At 32.7% G+C, this 16,654-nt stretch carries 25 protein-coding genes; 7 read left to right on the top strand and 18 right to left on the bottom strand.

All coding sequences use genetic code 11. The annotated features are described in order from the left end of the window. Positions 1-146: 146 nt before the first annotated feature. The 17 genes from FDY99_RS09320 to FDY99_RS09250 all read right to left on the bottom strand — a co-directional run bounded on the left by FDY99_RS09320 (position 147) and on the right by FDY99_RS09250 (position 8,788). Positions 147-593, bottom strand: coding sequence for a hypothetical protein (locus FDY99_RS09320; protein ID WP_139420958.1), 447 nt, complete (start codon positions 591-593; stop codon positions 147-149). Between the two features lie 50 nt (positions 594-643). Next, positions 644-841, bottom strand: a complete 198-nt coding sequence (locus FDY99_RS09315; protein WP_139420956.1) for a hypothetical protein — start codon at positions 839-841, stop codon at positions 644-646. A 62-nt stretch (positions 842-903) separates the two neighbouring features. Continuing rightward, positions 904-1,149: a hypothetical protein gene (locus tag FDY99_RS09310; RefSeq protein WP_139420954.1), complete on the bottom strand. Its 246-nt coding sequence runs from the start codon at positions 1,147-1,149 to the stop codon at positions 904-906. Continuing rightward, positions 1,146-1,526, bottom strand: coding sequence for a hypothetical protein (locus FDY99_RS09305; protein WP_139420952.1), 381 nt, complete (start codon positions 1,524-1,526; stop codon positions 1,146-1,148). Before FDY99_RS09305 ends, FDY99_RS09310 begins: the two co-directional genes overlap by 4 nt. Continuing rightward, a complete protein-coding gene (locus FDY99_RS09300; protein ID WP_139420950.1) occupies positions 1,526-1,945 on the bottom strand; it encodes a hypothetical protein in 420 nt (139 codons plus the stop codon). The genes FDY99_RS09305 and FDY99_RS09300 overlap by 1 nt, the downstream gene beginning before the upstream one ends. Next, positions 1,942-2,298 carry a hypothetical protein gene (locus FDY99_RS09295; RefSeq protein WP_139420948.1) on the bottom strand — a complete coding sequence of 119 codons (357 nt, stop codon included), beginning with the start codon at positions 2,296-2,298 and terminating at the stop codon, positions 1,942-1,944. Before FDY99_RS09295 ends, FDY99_RS09300 begins: the two co-directional genes overlap by 4 nt. A 156-nt stretch (positions 2,299-2,454) precedes the next feature. Further along, on the bottom strand, positions 2,455-2,922 hold the full coding sequence (locus tag FDY99_RS09290; RefSeq protein ID WP_139420946.1) for a hypothetical protein: 468 nt from the start codon (positions 2,920-2,922) through the stop codon (positions 2,455-2,457). Positions 2,923-2,990: 68 nt separating this feature from the next. Next, positions 2,991-3,224: a hypothetical protein gene (locus FDY99_RS09285; RefSeq protein WP_139420944.1), complete on the bottom strand. Its 234-nt coding sequence runs from the start codon at positions 3,222-3,224 to the stop codon at positions 2,991-2,993. Continuing rightward, the gene (locus FDY99_RS09280; protein ID WP_139420942.1) at positions 3,205-3,435 is read right to left on the bottom strand and encodes a hypothetical protein; all 231 of its coding nucleotides are present in this window, start codon (positions 3,433-3,435) and stop codon (positions 3,205-3,207) included. The genes FDY99_RS09285 and FDY99_RS09280 overlap by 20 nt, the downstream gene beginning before the upstream one ends. Before the next feature lie 20 nt (positions 3,436-3,455). After that, positions 3,456-3,764, bottom strand: a complete 309-nt coding sequence (locus tag FDY99_RS09275; protein WP_139420940.1) for a hypothetical protein — start codon at positions 3,762-3,764, stop codon at positions 3,456-3,458. Beyond that, a complete protein-coding gene (locus FDY99_RS09270; protein WP_139420938.1) occupies positions 3,764-4,411 on the bottom strand; it encodes an ATP-binding protein in 648 nt (215 codons plus the stop codon). The genes FDY99_RS09275 and FDY99_RS09270 overlap by 1 nt, the downstream gene beginning before the upstream one ends. A 167-nt stretch (positions 4,412-4,578) precedes the next feature. Further along, positions 4,579-5,208, bottom strand: coding sequence for a DUF3164 family protein (locus FDY99_RS09265; protein ID WP_139420935.1), 630 nt, complete (start codon positions 5,206-5,208; stop codon positions 4,579-4,581). Next, positions 5,208-5,351, bottom strand: a complete 144-nt coding sequence (locus FDY99_RS22985) for a hypothetical protein (RefSeq protein WP_162304157.1) — start codon at positions 5,349-5,351, stop codon at positions 5,208-5,210. Before FDY99_RS22985 ends, FDY99_RS09265 begins: the two co-directional genes overlap by 1 nt. A 17-nt stretch (positions 5,352-5,368) precedes the next feature. Beyond that, complete coding sequence (locus FDY99_RS09260; RefSeq protein ID WP_139420933.1) at positions 5,369-6,289, bottom strand: ATP-binding protein; 921 nt, start codon at positions 6,287-6,289, stop codon at positions 5,369-5,371. A 21-nt stretch (positions 6,290-6,310) separates the two neighbouring features. Beyond that, positions 6,311-8,404, bottom strand: coding sequence for a DDE-type integrase/transposase/recombinase (locus tag FDY99_RS09255; protein ID WP_139420931.1), 2,094 nt, complete (start codon positions 8,402-8,404; stop codon positions 6,311-6,313). Positions 8,405-8,462: 58 nt separating this feature from the next. Continuing rightward, entirely contained in the window at positions 8,463-8,591 is a 129-nt protein-coding gene (locus FDY99_RS23535; protein ID WP_262711396.1) for a hypothetical protein, read from the bottom strand. Between the two features lie 5 nt (positions 8,592-8,596). Next, entirely contained in the window at positions 8,597-8,788 is a 192-nt protein-coding gene (locus FDY99_RS09250; RefSeq protein WP_139420929.1) for a hypothetical protein, read from the bottom strand. 54 nt (positions 8,789-8,842) lie between these two features. Between FDY99_RS09250 and FDY99_RS09245 the strand changes: the two genes are divergently transcribed. After that, positions 8,843-9,712: a S24 family peptidase gene (locus FDY99_RS09245; RefSeq protein ID WP_139420927.1), complete on the top strand. Its 870-nt coding sequence runs from the start codon at positions 8,843-8,845 to the stop codon at positions 9,710-9,712. A 911-nt stretch (positions 9,713-10,623) separates the two neighbouring features. Here the strand turns inward: FDY99_RS09245 and FDY99_RS09240 are convergent. After that, entirely contained in the window at positions 10,624-11,010 is a 387-nt protein-coding gene (locus FDY99_RS09240) for an HU family DNA-binding protein (RefSeq protein ID WP_139420925.1), read from the bottom strand. 229 nt (positions 11,011-11,239) lie between these two features. On the opposite strand from FDY99_RS09240, the gene FDY99_RS09235 reads away from it, so the two are divergent. From FDY99_RS09235 to FDY99_RS09210, 6 genes are all read left to right on the top strand, one after another. Further along, complete coding sequence (locus tag FDY99_RS09235; protein WP_139420923.1) at positions 11,240-11,665, top strand: hypothetical protein; 426 nt, start codon at positions 11,240-11,242, stop codon at positions 11,663-11,665. Positions 11,666-11,753: 88 nt separating this feature from the next. Then, positions 11,754-13,217: a DUF5687 family protein gene (locus FDY99_RS09230; RefSeq protein ID WP_139420921.1), complete on the top strand. Its 1,464-nt coding sequence runs from the start codon at positions 11,754-11,756 to the stop codon at positions 13,215-13,217. A 175-nt stretch (positions 13,218-13,392) separates the two neighbouring features. Further along, the gene (locus FDY99_RS09225) at positions 13,393-14,136 is read left to right on the top strand and encodes an ABC transporter ATP-binding protein (protein ID WP_139420919.1); all 744 of its coding nucleotides are present in this window, start codon (positions 13,393-13,395) and stop codon (positions 14,134-14,136) included. A gap of 272 nt (positions 14,137-14,408) precedes the next feature. After that, entirely contained in the window at positions 14,409-14,969 is a 561-nt protein-coding gene (locus FDY99_RS09220) for an RNA polymerase sigma factor (protein ID WP_074230726.1), read from the top strand. Then, the gene (locus FDY99_RS09215; RefSeq protein WP_139420917.1) at positions 14,956-15,567 is read left to right on the top strand and encodes a hypothetical protein; all 612 of its coding nucleotides are present in this window, start codon (positions 14,956-14,958) and stop codon (positions 15,565-15,567) included. Before FDY99_RS09220 ends, FDY99_RS09215 begins: the two co-directional genes overlap by 14 nt. Positions 15,568-15,596: 29 nt before the next feature. Further along, positions 15,597-16,634, top strand: a complete 1,038-nt coding sequence (locus FDY99_RS09210) for an outer membrane beta-barrel protein (protein ID WP_139420915.1) — start codon at positions 15,597-15,599, stop codon at positions 16,632-16,634. The last annotated feature ends 20 nt before the right edge of the window (positions 16,635-16,654 follow it).

Here is a 16,654-nt window from a genome sequence, read left to right as displayed (position 1 = left end):
ATACTCCGTCCTAACGGCTTTATATCGCTCTTCAGTGGTTATTTTAGTTTTTTTTTTATGGGACATGCCGCAAAAATATAAGACTTTTTTTTTATGGTAAAATATTAAACAAAAAAAATACTGAAACTATTCAGTATTTAAAAATTTCACCAACTTAAAAATCGTATCATCCAATACTCTGGTGACGGTTCACTTATATGGTAATTCCCTTTTCTTTGAGGGCGATTAGTGGTTAGTTTAACCTTGTCAGCTTTAGGGTCTGCCAGTTTTTTCCAAATAGGAAATAATGATAAATATTTGCCTGTAATACTATTTATAGACCATTCTTCTATACCTTTAATTTCTAAGTTTTTATTTTCCCCACTCTTAGAACTTTCATAAAACACATAAATTAAATCGTCATTATTTAATACATTTTTATACTCAAGTATTTTATTGTTTTCATCTTTGTTGAAGGAATAATATTTATAGTTTTTACCAGTTTCACTTAACAAATTCTCAACTTTACTTTTAAAGGTTAAAGAATCAAGTTTACTATAATCGTTTTGAGCGAAAACAAATGTTGATATTAATAATAGTAAGAGTGTTTTCATAATTATTTTTTTGTAAAAATAGAAAAAATCCTGATATCAGGATTTTTAGTTTAATCTTTAGTAAAGTATCCGAACCAAAACATAGCTTCTAAATCAATAGAGCAACCCTCTTTTAAAGTAAAAGTGATTTTGTTGCCTATTCTTTCATAATCCCATGATCTGGCAATTGCCATCCCCATTGTGCCATATTGTAGATGTTCTATAACTTCATCAATAATGTTTCCTTGTTGTGATATTGTAAATGTCATATTGTTTTAATTTTATTCAAATTTAGTTTGTTAAACGATGTTAAAAAAACGGTTTTCCGTAACTAAACTAATTTTGGTTTTACAAAGGTTTGCTGTAACTCTTTTATTGCAACATTTTGCCAAATATTTTCATCTGCAGGTGGTTCTTCACCTTTTACTGCGCATTTGGTATCATACCAATCTTTCTCGAAACGACTGCCATGAATATGCCTTTCATGATAGGTTTTAAATGGCACAATTAAATAACCTTTTATTCTTAATGCTTCCAGAACCTCGCTTTCTGTATATTCAAATCCGTTTATTTTCATTGCCATATAATTTTATTACTATTAAAAAAATTATCTATCTGATCAAAGAACCATTCTAAAAGATATGCCTGATGTTCATCATCATATAGATTGAGTTCAATAGCACGATTTGCATAAAGATTATTAACTAAATGCACACATTCATGTGCAATTACACTTCCTTTAGGAGTTCCTTTGAATGCCACGATATATTGGTCTGTACCATTCTCTGTAATGGCTTCAAAAGCATATCCGTCATGCTTTTCATTTGGTTGTGTAGAATATTTTCGAAGAGCTTCTTTATAAACTTCTTTTAAATGTTCCCAATTTTCACACTTTACAATTGTTAAAAGACCACCATATAGCGGAATCTTTGTTGTTTCTGATCTTAATTTCATTATTCCCAATATTTACCATTTAAATAAGATGATGCATAAGGTATATTTGTACCTTCTTTGTGCTTTTTCGGAAGATATTCACTTAAATAAAGCATTGCATCCATTCGAGCTGCATCGGTAATTTTATCCCAAGCTTTTATTGCTTCAGGTTTCTTTCCTAATTTATTAGGATATTGCTTGTAAAAGCCATCAAATGAAAGATCAGTTACTTCTTTAAATATCCACTGGCTCAAAGTCGATTGCTCTCTAATTTGCGAGATGCAGTATTGAACATTTGCCGGAATTTTCACTTTGATACGTTCCACAAGTTCATCGGTCCATTCACCATCAAACTCTACACTTTTTAAAACACCGTTTAAACCGTATTTAAACGATATTCTAAGTCCTGTTTTTCGTCCAATTGCAATAAAAGTTCTCATAAGCCTGTCAATTTTTGATGAAACTGATTTTTGTAAGTGTCAATACAGTTTCTTTCAAAGATTTTTGTTTGGTTAATTCTTTGATTAAATTGGAAAGCTTCCAATAAAGCAGCTATATGATAACCTTTAAATTTCATAAGAAACTGTTTTCGGGATCCTGCCTTTTGAACTTCTTTTATTATCATTTTATCACGAATTTCTTTCAGTAGTATAATTGTAACTTTTCGTTTTATTTCGTTGTTTTCAACTATTGAATTACCAAATTCGTTAAGATAAATAATCATCACCCTCAAATCCTCTACATCGGTTCTGAATGAGATTTCGGAGTAGTTTTTGTCTAATACGTTGTTCATTTTTATTTATATAATTTTTGCTTGCCAATACCCAATGACCACATTCTCTGCAGTAATATGCTCGAAATGGTAATATGCTACGTTTTGAGGTTTTGCGAATGAAATTCTTTGCTGTATTCGCTGCCTTCTGCGAGAAATAACCTATTTTATTACACATTAATTAGCTGATGGAGGTATAAGTTTATTTTTATGATACCAGGCTTTTGTTCCTGGTGTATTTGCTGATCTTTCATAATTGGACTCAATACCCCGGAACTGAATTTGAAGAGCTTTCAATTCTTCCAGTTTATGATCGTTGAGCTTCTTTTTGTAAAGGCTACTTTTTAGCATCCAATCGTTGAATCTATTCCATGAATCAGGCTCTTTAATACCTAATCTCGTTGCAAGAGTTAAGATATTTGAACGGTAATACTTCAGGTTCTGCTGATTCTTAATGTTTACCAGCTCTTCTTTCGTTGATATTTCTGCTGGGAAAAATACATTGTAAAGAGCTTCAATTTCTTCAGGTGTAAGATCATCAATGTTTGTGGTTCTGCGAGTGTGCAGATACACAGTTTGGCTGATTGCAAACGCAGAATGGTTTGATTCAATCTTTTTTTTTAATGTTGTTAATCTTAAATTCATTTTGTGTGTATTTGTTTTGTTCCCATCGGCGGAATCGAACCGCCGGAAAACCATTTGGGAGCTGTTATTTACTTTGGTCTTATACCTGAGCTATCTTCGTTTACTTCGTAGTCAAGATTGTACATTCTACTATAAAGATTGCTCTTTTCGTTAGTATCATTGTAATTATTATCCCAATCTGAAAAATCATTTTCAAGTATTGCAGCCCAATTTCCAATCAACCAACCTTCATCATTTATGTAGTTGGCAAAGGCGTTATATAATTTATCGCCCCACATTTCTTTAATTTGTTCTTGATCCATATAATTTGTATTGTCTTTTAAGATTTTTAATTTGCTGTTGATACAGCTTTGTTTGCATTTTAGATTCCTTTTTCTTCAGTTCCATGAGTTCATTTTCCTGATAACTTACATACGTTTTACAAATAATGATAAACATCAAATAAACTGTGATAAACGTCCCTATTGCTATAATTAAAGCACGTCCGTAACTTTCAAATTTGTACTGATTCATTTTTGTATAATTTTTTGATTCTAATTTTCTTCATCTTTTAAATTTTGAGGATTTTCAACTTCAACATTTTCGTTGAACATTTTGTTTATGAAATCTATTTCTTCCTGAAAGACAAAAGGAGATCTGAGTTTCATAAATCGATGCCATTTATTGTTTACAAAAGCGTATCGATGTAGACCTAAATAAAGAAAATCCGTTTGCCTGTCATTAAATTGCTCCATTGCTTTGTAAGTATTAAATTCTTTGGAACGCATGTCCTTACCTTTCAAATACTCCAGTTTAAAAGAGGTAGCATTTTCTATGTTGATTCTTCTTTTGAACTTTTTCATTATTCGTCAAATAAAGAATGTAATTTTAACGGCTGATGTGTTGATCGTACAGTTTTAGTATTCGCATCTTTCCAAATCACAAACTCTTTATTCCCGCCAAAACGGCTTGTTGGCATCGGAATCCTGAATTTATCAACGAGCGACTTGATATCACACATAAATTCAATATCCTTTGCATGTTGACTTTTCGGACTTCCGTTTTTTGCCCATGCAACAATGATAAAAGCTTTTTTAGGATAGGTTTTAATTAGGATTTTGAACTGTTCAACCGTCAGTTTCATGTAATCCAGGCTGTCAATAAATATCGTTTTTGCACGACTTTTTTTAACGTATTGTAGCAATTCTTCAAAGGAACCTCCATTAAGAAACATTACCTTTCCAGAAACTTCGTCCATGTTATTACGGATAATTGCATCCTGTAAAGTCTTTGAGATTCCCTGTTCAAAACTGAAATAATACACTTTGCCAAAATTCGCCATGTACTTTGCTAACTTTACGCTCAGTTCGGTCTTTCCTTCACCGGAAGGACCGTACAGTAACATTTTAAAATTCTTTTCGGGCTCTCCGAAACTGTCTAACCATTCGCCTTCAAAAGCGAATGTGTCAAAGCTCTTTTCCATAAAGGCTTTTACTCCGATTGCTCTCATATTTATAAATTTTCTTTGTTCCCATCGGCGGAATCGAACCGCCGGAAAACCATTTGGGATTTATTTTTTTAAGCTTTTGGAAAAAATCAGATAACAGCTGATTGTTCCAAGAAGGAAGCCTGACAAAAAGCACGCTGTGCCAATGAGCATGGCTGTTAGCTCCGTAATCATAAAGCTGAAAAATTAAGTTCTACACCTTCATATTTGCCGTCTTGGTTCTTTACCCAAAGCTTGTAATATGATTTGCTTTTTGGGCGGTAAATAGCACTGTCAATAAGCTGCATTGTTTCGTCCCATTCCTTTTTTAAAGCTTCGTTTTTAATTCTTTGGGAGTGTTTTCTCAAGCCTAAAATCTTTTTTGGATCTAATCTACCGGAAGAAGTCTGAAAAGCATCTTCAGCAATTGAAATAATAAACTCATCACCGTTGATATTGGTTCTGATAAGGTTCATAAGCTTTTCCTTAGCTGAAGCGATTTTAATTTCATCAAATTTGATGGGCTCGCTAAGATCTACCTGTACTTTAATGCTTCTGTCGAAATTATACCAGGTGTAATTTCCTTTACCTTCAAGCTTTACATTGTTGGCTTCACGTTCAGCAGCCAAAACTTCTGCAGTTGCTTTGGCTACAGCTTCTTTCATTTCTGCCAAAAACTTTGTGATGCTTTTACCTTTTTTAACTAAAGCGAAAGCATTTTTCTCTTTCATCCTTTCAATTGCAGTGGTTCTATTATAAGGAATTTGGTTTCCGGATTCATCGATCCATACCTTGTCTTTTGATGTGAATTGTTTTACCATTACTTAAATACTTTAAATGAGTGAAAAACTCCGTTAGTTACTCCGTGAACAAGACCGTCCCAATCGCCGTTAAATTGCGCCGTTGGCTTTACTATCTTGAATGATGTTTTTTCTTTGTTGAAATAAATTGCTACTGATTTCATAAATGTTTAATTATTTGTTATGCGTATTGTAATTTTAATTTTTCTCGTTTTATAACTCGCTTTAGACGGCGTAAATCATCAATTACTTCGATTGTTTGGTTTCCGTCTCTTGTTTTAAGTGTTTTTTTTAGTGGATTACACTCAGAAAACAACTGATTTTGTAAAGCTTTGTCATGAATTCCGTTTGCTGTGCAAATCAGTTGGGTATCTTTCTGTGTAGTTCCGATAAGACCTAAATAAGTTCTTCCAAAACGGCTTTCTATTTCGTCAAAACCTAATTTTTTAAGTCTTACACCGTCTCTGATTCTTTTTTCTAAATATTCAGTTCCTGCAATAAGACATCCCATGTTATCTTCGTTTTCGTCGAATAAATGGATGAACCATCTTAAAGCACTGTCTCTGAGTTTTCCGGCATCATCCACGATTAAAAGCGGTTTTTTGCCTTTTCGCTGATTAAAAAATTCAGATACTTTTGCTCCTAATTTGTCTACGTGTACATAGTATTTTGTGCTGTCAATTCCCAAGCTTTTGCACAGTTCTACAAGGAACTCACGCTTTGCCCATTCACGACATTTGATGTAAAACACCTCATTATCAGAATTAAGCTCAAAGTAAGTTTTTAGAGGTGCAGTTTTACCCATTCCTGCAGGTGATGAAAGCATCATGAAAAAAGCTTCGTTCTTTGCATCAGTGCAGATGTTTGCGACTTTTCTATATCCTAAAGTTTCAGCAATCTGCCATTCGCTTTGGTCGTAACCTAATGCAAAACCAACTTTTAACCACATTTCGGGCTTAATAAGCTCATGGTTTCCGTTAACCATTTGAGAAATGGTTGCAGCACTTACTTCGCACTTTGTAGAAACTTTTTTTTGGCTTCCGAGTCTTTGTGTTTCGGTTTCAATGAGTTGAATTATCTCATTTTTTTGTAAGTTTGTCATATCTAAAATTTTTGAAGTTTTTTAGTAATTGCGATCATTCAAATAATCGCTTTCCAAATTATCCGGTTGTACATCACTTCCGGATACTTTTTTCATAGGTCTTTCGTAGTAATCATCTGCAGTATTGGCAATATCTTTTTTACCGTATTTACCAAGCATTAGATTCTCTTCACCAATCATCTGATCGTAATCAGCCTGCTTTCTATCTTCAATAGCTTTCTCACGAGCTTTAGCGACTCCTACTTGCTGAAGCATTTTATTTGGTCCTTTTGTTTTTGCAGGTTCAAAGAATTCAGCTTCACAAAGTGATTTTAAAAGAATTCCATGCTTTTCCCATAAATACACTACAGTTAAATCTTCGATATCGTATGAAAGAACTACAGATTCCAAATGATAATTTTTAATGATATCATAGTGGTAATCCTGATTTATGAAATAATGCATTTTTAAACCGTAAATCTCAGTAGCTATTTGACCGTTGTTGCTGATTTGAGCTTCTTTTTTAAGACCAAACAACATTGATATCGTAGCTTCTGAAACCTCTGTGATGTGTGGTTTTTCGCTATTTTCGTGAATTTCACGAGGTGAATATTTTACTTTTGAATGTTTACGGCTGTATTTTGAGTACAATGTATCTCTGAAGCTTTCAATGATGAAAGTACTCTCTTCAACTGCAGCATACATATCAAAACCTGCTTTTTTTGATTGCTTTTTAATTTCAGCAATGTATTCAGGAGACCTAAAAGCCGATAGACTTCTTGACATAATACCTTCACCATAATAAAGATCACTGTCAGGCATTGTAATTTGTTGTAGAGTTCTAAAGAATCTTTCAATACCCGCTTTATCATTCGCATTGTGAGAAATCTCAATTTTACATCCTAAAGCTTCCATTCTTGCAAACAGTTCTTCTACTTCAGGAGTGTTGTGACCAGGAAAACGGTCGGTCACTATTTCGAAAGGCAGATATCCCGTCTTTTTAACCGCCATTGCAATTGCATCTGTGTAAACTCTTCTATTTTCTGAATGATCAAAAGAATACCCTAATATATCGCCACTGTGAACGTCTCTGATAGCAACTACCATCAGGAACTTTTCTACTTTTTTCTTTTTACCAGTTGTTTCATCAACGATTTCAACACTGTGACCAGTGATATTAACTCTTGTTGCATCCATTTCCCAACAGTCACCGGCATATAACGCACCTTCTGTAGGAATGTAAGATTTATGAACGTGTGATTTTCTACTGGATCCAAAACGTTTTGATGTTAGAAACTTTGTAGATGGCTGTTGAAGAATACTCTTTTTAAACCAACTTTTAGAAGGCACACGCTTCATCATCATTTCGCACATATCTTCAACCTTACGAATGATATATTCATCACTGTAGTTTTTAGGCATTGATCTCAGCTGAATAATCCATGAAACCAATAGCGGATCTGTAAATACAGTTGAATTGCTGTTACCTGCTCTCGGTAGCTTTATGATATCAGGAATAGCGAGGCTTTCCGTTGCAAAAAGCTCATCAATTTTATCTTTCAGACGTAAATGATGGTGTGGAATATATTGTAGATCCAGTTTTTTAAGAACAGGTTCAAGATCTTTGTACAGTTTATTCTTAGTTCCGGGATAAGAATCTTTGTAATCAAGAATAAAATCAATTACTGCACATGCTTTCGCAAGCGCCGGACGTTGTACTTCATTAGCTTCAGAATAAAATTCTAAATACGATCTATAAACATTGTTTAAATGACGTTTAAATATCGTTTCAAACTCAGAACTTTGATTTCCTTTTGTGAAATCTTCATAGTTTTTCACCAATTCTGAAGCGTCACCGAAAAATTCTCTGTAGTTCTGAGGTGAACGGTTTGGAATTCGTGCAAGATCATAGTAAAAACCTGCATCCATTTTCGCCCAGCGCCATCCTTTTCCTGAATCAGGTAGTATATTATGGTGATGATAGCATTTTTGAACTGAGTTTTTATATGTTGCTCGGTTTTTTCTAAAATGCGAATCAGCAATATCACACACCTCCATTATAAAACGTTGTGAAAGCCAAACTGTTCGTTTGTCTCCACTCTGTTTTGTAATAATGTCGCCTTGTATGAAATTCATAATAATTTTTTGTTCCTATCGGCGGAATCGAACCGCCGAATAAAACCATTTAGGAGGTTTATTTGTAAGAAATGCTCATAGTGATTCCGAAAAGCATTAAGTAAGTTGCTTGTTGCTTTTGTCCGTTTTCTGCATCGATAACAGGTATTGTTCTGTAACTGATAATTGTTTGAAGTAATTTTTTCATAGCTTTTAATGTTTTGATAGTTGTATATTAATTTGTTCTTTAGCTTCTATTAGTTTTTTTTCGCACTTCAAATATGTTTCATATCTGTCTTTAGGTGATTTTCTATCCTTTATAGACTTCGCTGTAGTGTAACTCCAGCCCAACAAAGCGGCTACCTCGCTCACTTTTATTTTAATTTTCTCATTGGTAGTTGCCATATTTTCTTACTTTTGCATATAATTATTACGCAAATATACAAACAAGTTTGAAAAATGCAAACAAATTTGAATAAAGATTCAAACTTCTTTGAAAGAACCTTACGGATTGCCGTAAATTATGGATATTCGGGTATCCCTGAGCTTGCAAAGGCTTTAGGATATAGTTCTCCTGAGAAGTTATACCGTCTTAAGAAGGAAAATGCTAAACCTTCAGTGGATATTTTACAGGATTTATCAAACAAGTTTGAAGATTTGAATTTGAGTTGGTATATAACAGGTCATGGAAGTTTTTCACATAAAACTTCTGTGAAGGAGAAAAATGATATTGATTTAAAAGCTAATTTTATCCGTGAAAAGCAAGAAACATATACTCATCATGCGCCTGCTGTTGTCACTGTAGATTCTCATAACAGAGATAATATAGTTTTAGTTCCACAAAAGCTAAAAGCAGGATATTTGGAAGGGTACAATGACCCTGAATTTATATCTACTTTACCTGCTTTTCGTTTACCCGGATTGAATAACGGTATCTTCAGAATGTTTGAAGTAGAAGGAAATAGTATGTCACCGAGTTTTCCAAACAAAACCTATGTTGTTTGTCAATTTGTTGAAAATTGGATAACTGGAATAAAAGATAATAGGGTTTACGCAATTATTTCTAATGAGGTTCAGGATGGCTTTCTTAAAAGATGTCTAAACAAAATTAAGAAATACGACAATATTGTTTGCAAATCTGACAACCGTCGTCAATACCCAAATCAAAATATAAATCCTCATAGTATAAAAGAAGTCTGGGAGTTTAAAATTCACCTAAATGATCAGGTACCTGATCCAGCAGATATTTATGATAAATTGTATGATTTGGAAGGTGAAGTAGGTAGTTTAAAAGCTGTTTTAAAACGTGCAAATTTACTACTCGATTAATTCAACCAAAAGTAAAAAAAATGTTACCAAATTTTAAGGTAACATTTTTAGTAACATAAACAGTAACATTCTAAAAGTTTAAAAATTGTTACTCTATTAAAATAAGCAATTCATATCGGGCTTAAAAATTGATTATATCGTTTAATCGGTATGTAATATCGTAAAAACACCTTTAATAGCTTTATTAGCGGTTTTTTGCATTATAAAATAGCGGTTTAATAACGGTAAATATCTATTAAATAGCGGTTTTAAAAGCATTACAAAAATTACAATTTCGGTCTTTTTCGCCTGTTTTTCGGCCTTTTTCTAACACTATACTATTTATACATTTAGATATACCCCTTAAGAATATTAAAAACTGAACATCCAATTTTTGATGCTCTTATAAATCTATTTAATACAGAAAGTATTGATTTTTTTGAAAAAAATGAGAAAAATAAGAGTAGGATAGTTTTAGATGGTACCGGCGTGAAAATAACTGTAAATAATAAGGAGAAAATTAAAACTATTTGGTCTCATTCACCACGAGAAGATTCACATCCAGAAATTAGTAGCCTGCTTACTTCAACTCTTGAGATTTTAAGAGATAAAAAATTACTATCTGCAGATAAAAGAATAACTTCCGGATATTAATAACCATAATGTTCTTAATTCAGATAAGTTCTGCTATTTTTATATGAAGCCAAATATAAAGGTACTTAATATGAACAAAAAAGATTTCTACAAATAGATAAGAGAAATATAATATTATAAATAAGAAAAACTCTGCAGTTTTTGGTTGCTCTAAAGCATTTTTCAAACTCCTCTAAAGGATTATTACAAAAGCTCCCGTCGATTTACACAAATCCACGGGAGCTTTTAGAAAAAGCAAGCTTGCTTTTAAGAAATGCACGCCTGCTTTTTAAAATCGCTTACTTAGCTTTTTCAAATTTTATAATGGCAAGCATTTCTTTAAGGTCAATTCCTGGTCGGAAAGCTATTTTGGCGCTTTTAATCATAGAAGAATTAAACTTATCAGAAGTTTCTGCCCCTTCGCTGCTCAGCGAGATGCTGAAAGATCCAAAATCTCCGAATCTTACAATTCTTCCCTCAGAAAGATGCTTAGCAAGTGCTTTCGTCAAATCGTTCAACACGGCAAGAACATCGGTGTCACTCACTGTGGTAGAGCCTCCTGCAATCTCTTTACTGAGACTTCGGAAAGTAACTTCACCTGTAGATTTGGCATTGGCGTAGAATTTTTTTGGAGCTGTTTGATCAGAAGGGTTTCCTTTCTCACTTAGTGAATACTGTACTGGCATATCATTGTGTTTTTAATTGTTAACAGTATCAAATATACTATTTATAATAATATAGTGTTAATTATTTTTATTGATTGTGATGTAATATTGTGAAAAATGTATTTATCCGGGTGTTCTAATTTTAATTATGATATTAAAATATTTTATTATAAAATAAGAATAGTATACTTGAAAATGAATATCTTGGTCTTTACTCTGAAATTAAAAAACTTTTAAAACTATATTAGTGATGAAGAATTATACTTATTCTATTTGCCATCCGGATAAAAAAGAGATTGAATATAAAAAAGAAATACTCTCGCCGAAAAATGTTTTAGACATAGCAAAGAACTATCCATGGATGGAGCAATTGAAATTCTCAGACAGTTTAGATCAGGAATTGGTTTATTACAATCCGTCGTTAGATTTTACATGCATTCAGGATGGGAGGTCTTTTTGTTTAACATCGGATTATAATAAAGAAGAGGTATTAGAATTTTCCTTATGGTATAACAGGCCTAAAAATGTAAAAATCTTATTCGGACTTTTGGGAAAGCGAGAAAGAATGGTTCTTGATGAGGTTTGGTCAATTGATTTTCAGACTTCGTTACAACATCTTCAGTATTTTGTAGATGGAGAATATGATAAAATTGAAAGTCTTTTTATAAAATCTTAATTATTGTAAACTGCAACTATCCCCATATTTAGTGACAAATTCTGTAACATTTTTAAACTTTTCTTTACTAATATTTAAAAAGTAAATTATGTTTAAAAGATTTTTGAAGCTGGAATGGAAAAGTTTTTTTAGAGGATCTTCGGTAGGGATCAATCTTGCCATGAAGATTTTCAGAATGATCGGGATTTGCTTCTTCATTTTATGGCTTGCAATGATGTCTTTTATTGCGTACTTCTATGTACAGGAAGAAATGAAGGAAGATCCGTTGAAAATCATTTCGCGTTTCATGATTATTGGCTGGTTGATAGATTTAGTTTTTAAATATATGATTCAGCAGATTCCGACACAGAATATCAAGCCTTTTCTTACGCTGAATATTCCTAAAAAAGTTGTTGTCAATTATACATTAATTAAAACATTCCTTACGCCACTTAGCTGGTTTAATTCAATATTTATTGTAACATTTTGCGGAATTTTAGCTTTTAATAGTTATGGTTTTCTGGGGATTTTCACTTGGTTTATAGGAGTTTCTTCGTTGTTTTACCTTAATAATTTCATCAATCTTTTATTTAATGATAAAGAAAATATTGCAATCGGCGTAGGAGTTCTGATTGCTGGTTTTGCGGCTTTAAATTATTATGAAATTGTTCCTGTTTTAGCTTACTCAGAAAAGTTTTTCTATAATCTTTACGAGAGACCTTACTTTGCTGTAGTTCCTGTAATGCTCTTTTTCAGCCTTTGGAAAATCACCTTTAATTATATCCGAAAAAGCTTTTATCTGGACGAAGGTCTTGAAGCCAAAAAAGAAATCGGAAAAACCGAAAATATTGCTTTCCTTAATAAATATGGAGCGATCGGAACTTTTATCAATAACGATATTAAAATGCTGAAACGTAATAAAGTCACAAAAGGCGTTCTTATCGGAAGCTTTATGTTTATTTTTTACGGACTTTTGATGTTTTCTAATGACATCTACAGAACACCAACCATGATGATGTTTATGGGGCTTTTTGTAACGGGAGGTTTCCAGTTTACTTTCGGGCAAAGGGTTCCGGCTTTTGACAGTGCATATTATCCGTTGATGATGACGCTGAACGTTCCTTATAAAGAATATCTTAAAGGAAAATGGTGGCTGATGAATATTGTTACTGCAATTTCGATTGTCATTGCTTTGTTTTATGCCTATTTTGGCTGGAATGTTTACTTCGCATTTTTTGCTGCAGGATTATATAATATTGGTGTGAATTCTCAATTTACACTTTGGTCGGGGGCGTACAATAAAAATTTAATTGATCTTAATTCTAAAGAAAAAAGATTCGGACAAAAAAATACAATCACTTTCAAAGCATTTATTTTAATGATTCCCAAAATGCTTTTACCAATGGCTGTTTACGGATTGATGAATTATTTCTTCGGAATTTCTGTTGCCGTAATTTCTGTCGGAATTTTAGGTCTTTTAGGATTTATCTTCCGTGAAAAAATATTCGATATTATTATCAAAAAATATAAAACGGAAAAGTACAGCACTTTGGAAGCGTTCAAAAAAGATTAATTTTTGAAGAGCCTAGGCAAAAGTTAAAAGAGCCAAGTTAAAAAATTAAATATAAGACTTTGTGGACCTCGAAGAGGTCAAACTGAAATAGCCGTGGGTGGAACCCATGGTAATTGAAATGTAAATTAATTATTTAATATCATCACCCAACATCAAACACCCAACATTCAACAACATGATTACAATACAAAATTTAAAGAAAACTTACGGTACATCAACCGTTCTTAATATAGAAAATCTTGAAATTACAAAAGGCGAAACCTTTGGTTTGGTAGGAAACAACGGAGCCGGGAAAACAACGCTTTTCAGCTTAATGCTTGATTTGATTCAACCTACAACGGGATTTGTAAGCGTTGACGGGATTAAAGTAAACGAATCTGAAGCCTGGAAAAATAAAGTTTCTGCTTTTATCGATGAGACATTTCTGATTGGATATCTTACTCCTGAAGAATATTTCTATTTCATTGGTGAATTGAGAGGACAGAATAAAGCTTCTGTAGATGAGTTTTTAAAGCAGTTTCATGATTTATTTAACGGAGAAATCGTAAATGCAGGAAAATACGTTCGTGATCTTTCAAAAGGAAATCAAAAAAAAGTAGGGATTGTCGGTGCGTTAATCGGAAAGCCTGAAATTATTATTTTGGATGAACCTTTTGCTAATCTTGATCCTTCTACACAGATCAAGCTTAAAAATATGATCCGTGATTTTGCAAATGAAAACGGAGTGACATTTTTAATTTCCAGTCACGATCTTGCGCATACCACAGAAGTTTGTAATAGAATTGTGGTGGTGAATAAAGGTGAAGTTGTGCGTGATATTCAGACAACTCCTGAAACTTTACGTGATCTTGAAAAATATTTTGAAGATCAGGTAAATTCAGGAAAACAAGAAATTGTTTCTGAAGAAAAATCTATCTAATCATCATTGTGTTTTTAACCATAAAAGAAACAAAAGATGAAATTGAAAATAAGTGAATCAAAAGTCTGCAAAATGTAGACTTTTTTTTATTGCTTTGTTTGTTTTTGAACATCTTTTACAGTATATCTTTCTTTTGTTGTAAAAATATTTGAATAAATAATTTAATTTTTGGCGTTAATTTTCAGTGAGTTACATTGATTTAATTGAAAAAATAAAAATTTCTGTAACCATTTCAAAATTTCACTGTCTTTACTATAGAAACAGAATAAACCATGAAGCTTTTGTTTAAAAATAAAAAAGAAGATTTGCTGAGCCGGCTGAAGAAGCAGGATCCTGCTGCGCAGAAAATCTTTTATGACCAAAGTGTAAAAAAATTCCTGAGTGTGGCAAAAAGCTATGTCAGCGATTTGTATCAGGCGGAAGATTGCGTGATTAAAGCATTTTGTAAAATTTTTAAACATATAGAAAGCTTTCGCGGTGAAGGAAATTTTGAAGGATGGGCGAGAAAAATTGTAGTCAACGAATGTCTCAATTTTATCAAAAGCCGTAAAACGGTTTTCTATCTGGATGATGTTCACGCATCTGTTTTGGAAGATTTGCATGAAGAGGCAATAGATTTTGATTTTAATGCTCAGGAACTTTTAGATCAGCTTCCGGATGCTTACAGAATGGTTTTCAACCTTTATGTGATTGAAGAATATTCGCATCAGGAAATTGCAGATACGCTAAATATTTCTTTGGCAGTAAGCAAAACCCAACTCTTCAGAGCAAAAGAAAAATTGAGAAAGATTTACTTTCAACAACAAAAAAAACTTAAAAATGAACACGTTTAAAAATAATTTAGAATATCAGATCAAAAAACAAATTGATGAGCGAGAAGTGACTCCTGCAAGAGATTTGTGGTCTGAAATTCAGTCTCAAACCGAAAATACTAGTTCAAAAAAATCTAACCTGAACTGGGTTTTGCTTGCCGCATGTTTTGTTTTGGTATTTGGTTTGGGAGCAGTTTTGTTTTTTAATAATGAAGCCGAACCAAAAGTGCAGGTTGCTGAAACAGTTAAAACACCTTCTTTAAATGAAGAAAGTACAATAACACAACCCGAAAAAATAAATTCACAGGAAATTATTGTAAAAGAAGATCAGGGTAAATTAACTCAAATAAAAAATATTCCTTCAGAAGAAAAAATAGAAAAAATAGTTCCTGTAAAGAATAATTTGACATTAATTAAAGAAAATCCTTCAGGAATTGCTTCTCAGATAACACTGAATCCGCCAACGAAAATCATGGCAAAATCTGATTCTGCTAAAATTCAGAAGAAAAAAAGATATGTAGATCCTTCTACGCTGCTTTTCTCGGTAGAGCATAAAGATGTTATCGAAAAATCTAAGGATGGAAGCAATGTTGCGACGATCGACCTCAATACAAAATAATCCAATTTAAACTAAAAAAATATAATATCATGATTAAGAAATTTATCATCACAGGAATGTTGTGCCTTGTTGCGACCTCAATAAATGCACAAAGAAAATCGTTAAGCTTAAACCTTCAGTCAAAAGAAGATACTACGGTAAGCCCGATTGTAAAAGAGAAAGTCGAAGAATACGCTGCGAAAATCAATACAATTATTCAGGAAGAAAAGAAACAGATGGAAAGTGAATTGTTGGTTCTGCAGGCTAAAAATTTAGATAAAGCAGAATTCGACAAGCAAAAAGCTCAGGTTGCAGACAGTTATTCTCAAAAAATTGATGCAAGAATTGAAAGCTTAGGATTTGATTTAGATCAGGTAATTCAGAAGCAGGTAAGATATTCTTTGTTGAATTCTGATGTAACTTCAAACGAAGAATTAAAAGAAAAATTATTGAAGAAGTTCCGTCCTACAAAAAATCTTGATGGATATTTCTCTTACGGAATCATGACTTTGACGAATGATAAAGCAGATAATGATTTAGATAAAAATTTGGGTTACGCCAATAACCTTGAATTTGGTTTGAAATTTAATTATCAATTCAGCAGAACCAGTCCATGGGGATTGATTTCTGGTTTAGGTTTTTCCTGGAGAACCGTTCGTACAGATAATAATATGATTTTTGCGAAACAAAACGGAGATGTTTTTCTTACAAAATATGAAGGAAGTCTTGATAAAGCTAAATTAAGAACGGGTTACATTATGGTTCCGCTTGGTTTTCAATATAATTTTTCTAAGCTGAAAAGTGCAGGAATGGATGTTCAGTACAGACCTTATTCAGACGGTTTCAGAGTGGGAGCGAATGTTTATGGCGGAATTAAAATGGCATCGAATAATATTGTGAAAGGTGACAGTCAGGGTTTCAGAGATAAATCAAATTATCAGGTAAATCCTTTTGTTTACGGAGCACAGTTTACGCTTTCTTATGATAACCTTTCTCTTTTCGTGAAAAAAGATTTCAGCAATTACTTTAAAGGCTCTTATTTTCCAAACGACAAAGCTTTGGTTTTCGGAGTTGCTTTGGGATGGTAATTTAAGCTAACGAATAAATA

It is taken from the genome of Chryseobacterium mulctrae (genome assembly GCF_006175945.1).
Lineage (GTDB): Bacteria > Bacteroidota > Bacteroidia > Flavobacteriales > Weeksellaceae > Chryseobacterium > Chryseobacterium mulctrae.
Note: the sequence above shows the minus strand (reverse complement) of the source record. Positions and strands in the feature narration are given on the sequence as shown.

What these genes read in the sequence shown, in the direction of transcription:
- FDY99_RS09320 (WP_139420958.1), bottom strand. Translation starts at nt 593, where the DNA reads ATGAAAACACTCTTACTATTATTAATATCAACATTTGTTTTCGCTCAA.
- FDY99_RS09315 (WP_139420956.1), bottom strand. Translation starts at nt 841, where the DNA reads ATGACATTTACAATATCACAACAAGGAAACATTATTGATGAAGTTATA.
- FDY99_RS09310 (WP_139420954.1), bottom strand. Translation starts at nt 1,149, where the DNA reads ATGAAAATAAACGGATTTGAATATACAGAAAGCGAGGTTCTGGAAGCA.
- FDY99_RS09305 (WP_139420952.1), bottom strand. Translation starts at nt 1,526, where the DNA reads ATGAAATTAAGATCAGAAACAACAAAGATTCCGCTATATGGTGGTCTT.
- FDY99_RS09300 (WP_139420950.1), bottom strand. Translation starts at nt 1,945, where the DNA reads ATGAGAACTTTTATTGCAATTGGACGAAAAACAGGACTTAGAATATCG.
- FDY99_RS09295 (WP_139420948.1), bottom strand. Translation starts at nt 2,298, where the DNA reads ATGAACAACGTATTAGACAAAAACTACTCCGAAATCTCATTCAGAACC.
- FDY99_RS09290 (WP_139420946.1), bottom strand. Translation starts at nt 2,922, where the DNA reads ATGAATTTAAGATTAACAACATTAAAAAAAAAGATTGAATCAAACCAT.
- FDY99_RS09285 (WP_139420944.1), bottom strand. Translation starts at nt 3,224, where the DNA reads ATGGATCAAGAACAAATTAAAGAAATGTGGGGCGATAAATTATATAAC.
- FDY99_RS09280 (WP_139420942.1), bottom strand. Translation starts at nt 3,435, where the DNA reads ATGAATCAGTACAAATTTGAAAGTTACGGACGTGCTTTAATTATAGCA.
- FDY99_RS09275 (WP_139420940.1), bottom strand. Translation starts at nt 3,764, where the DNA reads ATGAAAAAGTTCAAAAGAAGAATCAACATAGAAAATGCTACCTCTTTT.
- FDY99_RS09270 (WP_139420938.1), bottom strand. Translation starts at nt 4,411, where the DNA reads ATGAGAGCAATCGGAGTAAAAGCCTTTATGGAAAAGAGCTTTGACACA.
- FDY99_RS09265 (WP_139420935.1), bottom strand. Translation starts at nt 5,208, where the DNA reads ATGGTAAAACAATTCACATCAAAAGACAAGGTATGGATCGATGAATCC.
- FDY99_RS22985 (WP_162304157.1), bottom strand. Translation starts at nt 5,351, where the DNA reads ATGAAATCAGTAGCAATTTATTTCAACAAAGAAAAAACATCATTCAAG.
- FDY99_RS09260 (WP_139420933.1), bottom strand. Translation starts at nt 6,289, where the DNA reads ATGACAAACTTACAAAAAAATGAGATAATTCAACTCATTGAAACCGAA.
- FDY99_RS09255 (WP_139420931.1), bottom strand. Translation starts at nt 8,404, where the DNA reads ATGAATTTCATACAAGGCGACATTATTACAAAACAGAGTGGAGACAAA.
- FDY99_RS23535 (WP_262711396.1), bottom strand. Translation starts at nt 8,591, where the DNA reads ATGAAAAAATTACTTCAAACAATTATCAGTTACAGAACAATACCTGTT.
- FDY99_RS09250 (WP_139420929.1), bottom strand. Translation starts at nt 8,788, where the DNA reads ATGGCAACTACCAATGAGAAAATTAAAATAAAAGTGAGCGAGGTAGCC.
- FDY99_RS09245 (WP_139420927.1), top strand. Translation starts at nt 8,843, where the DNA reads ATGCAAACAAATTTGAATAAAGATTCAAACTTCTTTGAAAGAACCTTA.
- FDY99_RS09240 (WP_139420925.1), bottom strand. Translation starts at nt 11,010, where the DNA reads ATGCCAGTACAGTATTCACTAAGTGAGAAAGGAAACCCTTCTGATCAA.
- FDY99_RS09235 (WP_139420923.1), top strand. Translation starts at nt 11,240, where the DNA reads ATGAAGAATTATACTTATTCTATTTGCCATCCGGATAAAAAAGAGATT.
- FDY99_RS09230 (WP_139420921.1), top strand. Translation starts at nt 11,754, where the DNA reads ATGTTTAAAAGATTTTTGAAGCTGGAATGGAAAAGTTTTTTTAGAGGA.
- FDY99_RS09225 (WP_139420919.1), top strand. Translation starts at nt 13,393, where the DNA reads ATGATTACAATACAAAATTTAAAGAAAACTTACGGTACATCAACCGTT.
- FDY99_RS09220 (WP_074230726.1), top strand. Translation starts at nt 14,409, where the DNA reads ATGAAGCTTTTGTTTAAAAATAAAAAAGAAGATTTGCTGAGCCGGCTG.
- FDY99_RS09215 (WP_139420917.1), top strand. Translation starts at nt 14,956, where the DNA reads ATGAACACGTTTAAAAATAATTTAGAATATCAGATCAAAAAACAAATT.
- FDY99_RS09210 (WP_139420915.1), top strand. Translation starts at nt 15,597, where the DNA reads ATGATTAAGAAATTTATCATCACAGGAATGTTGTGCCTTGTTGCGACC.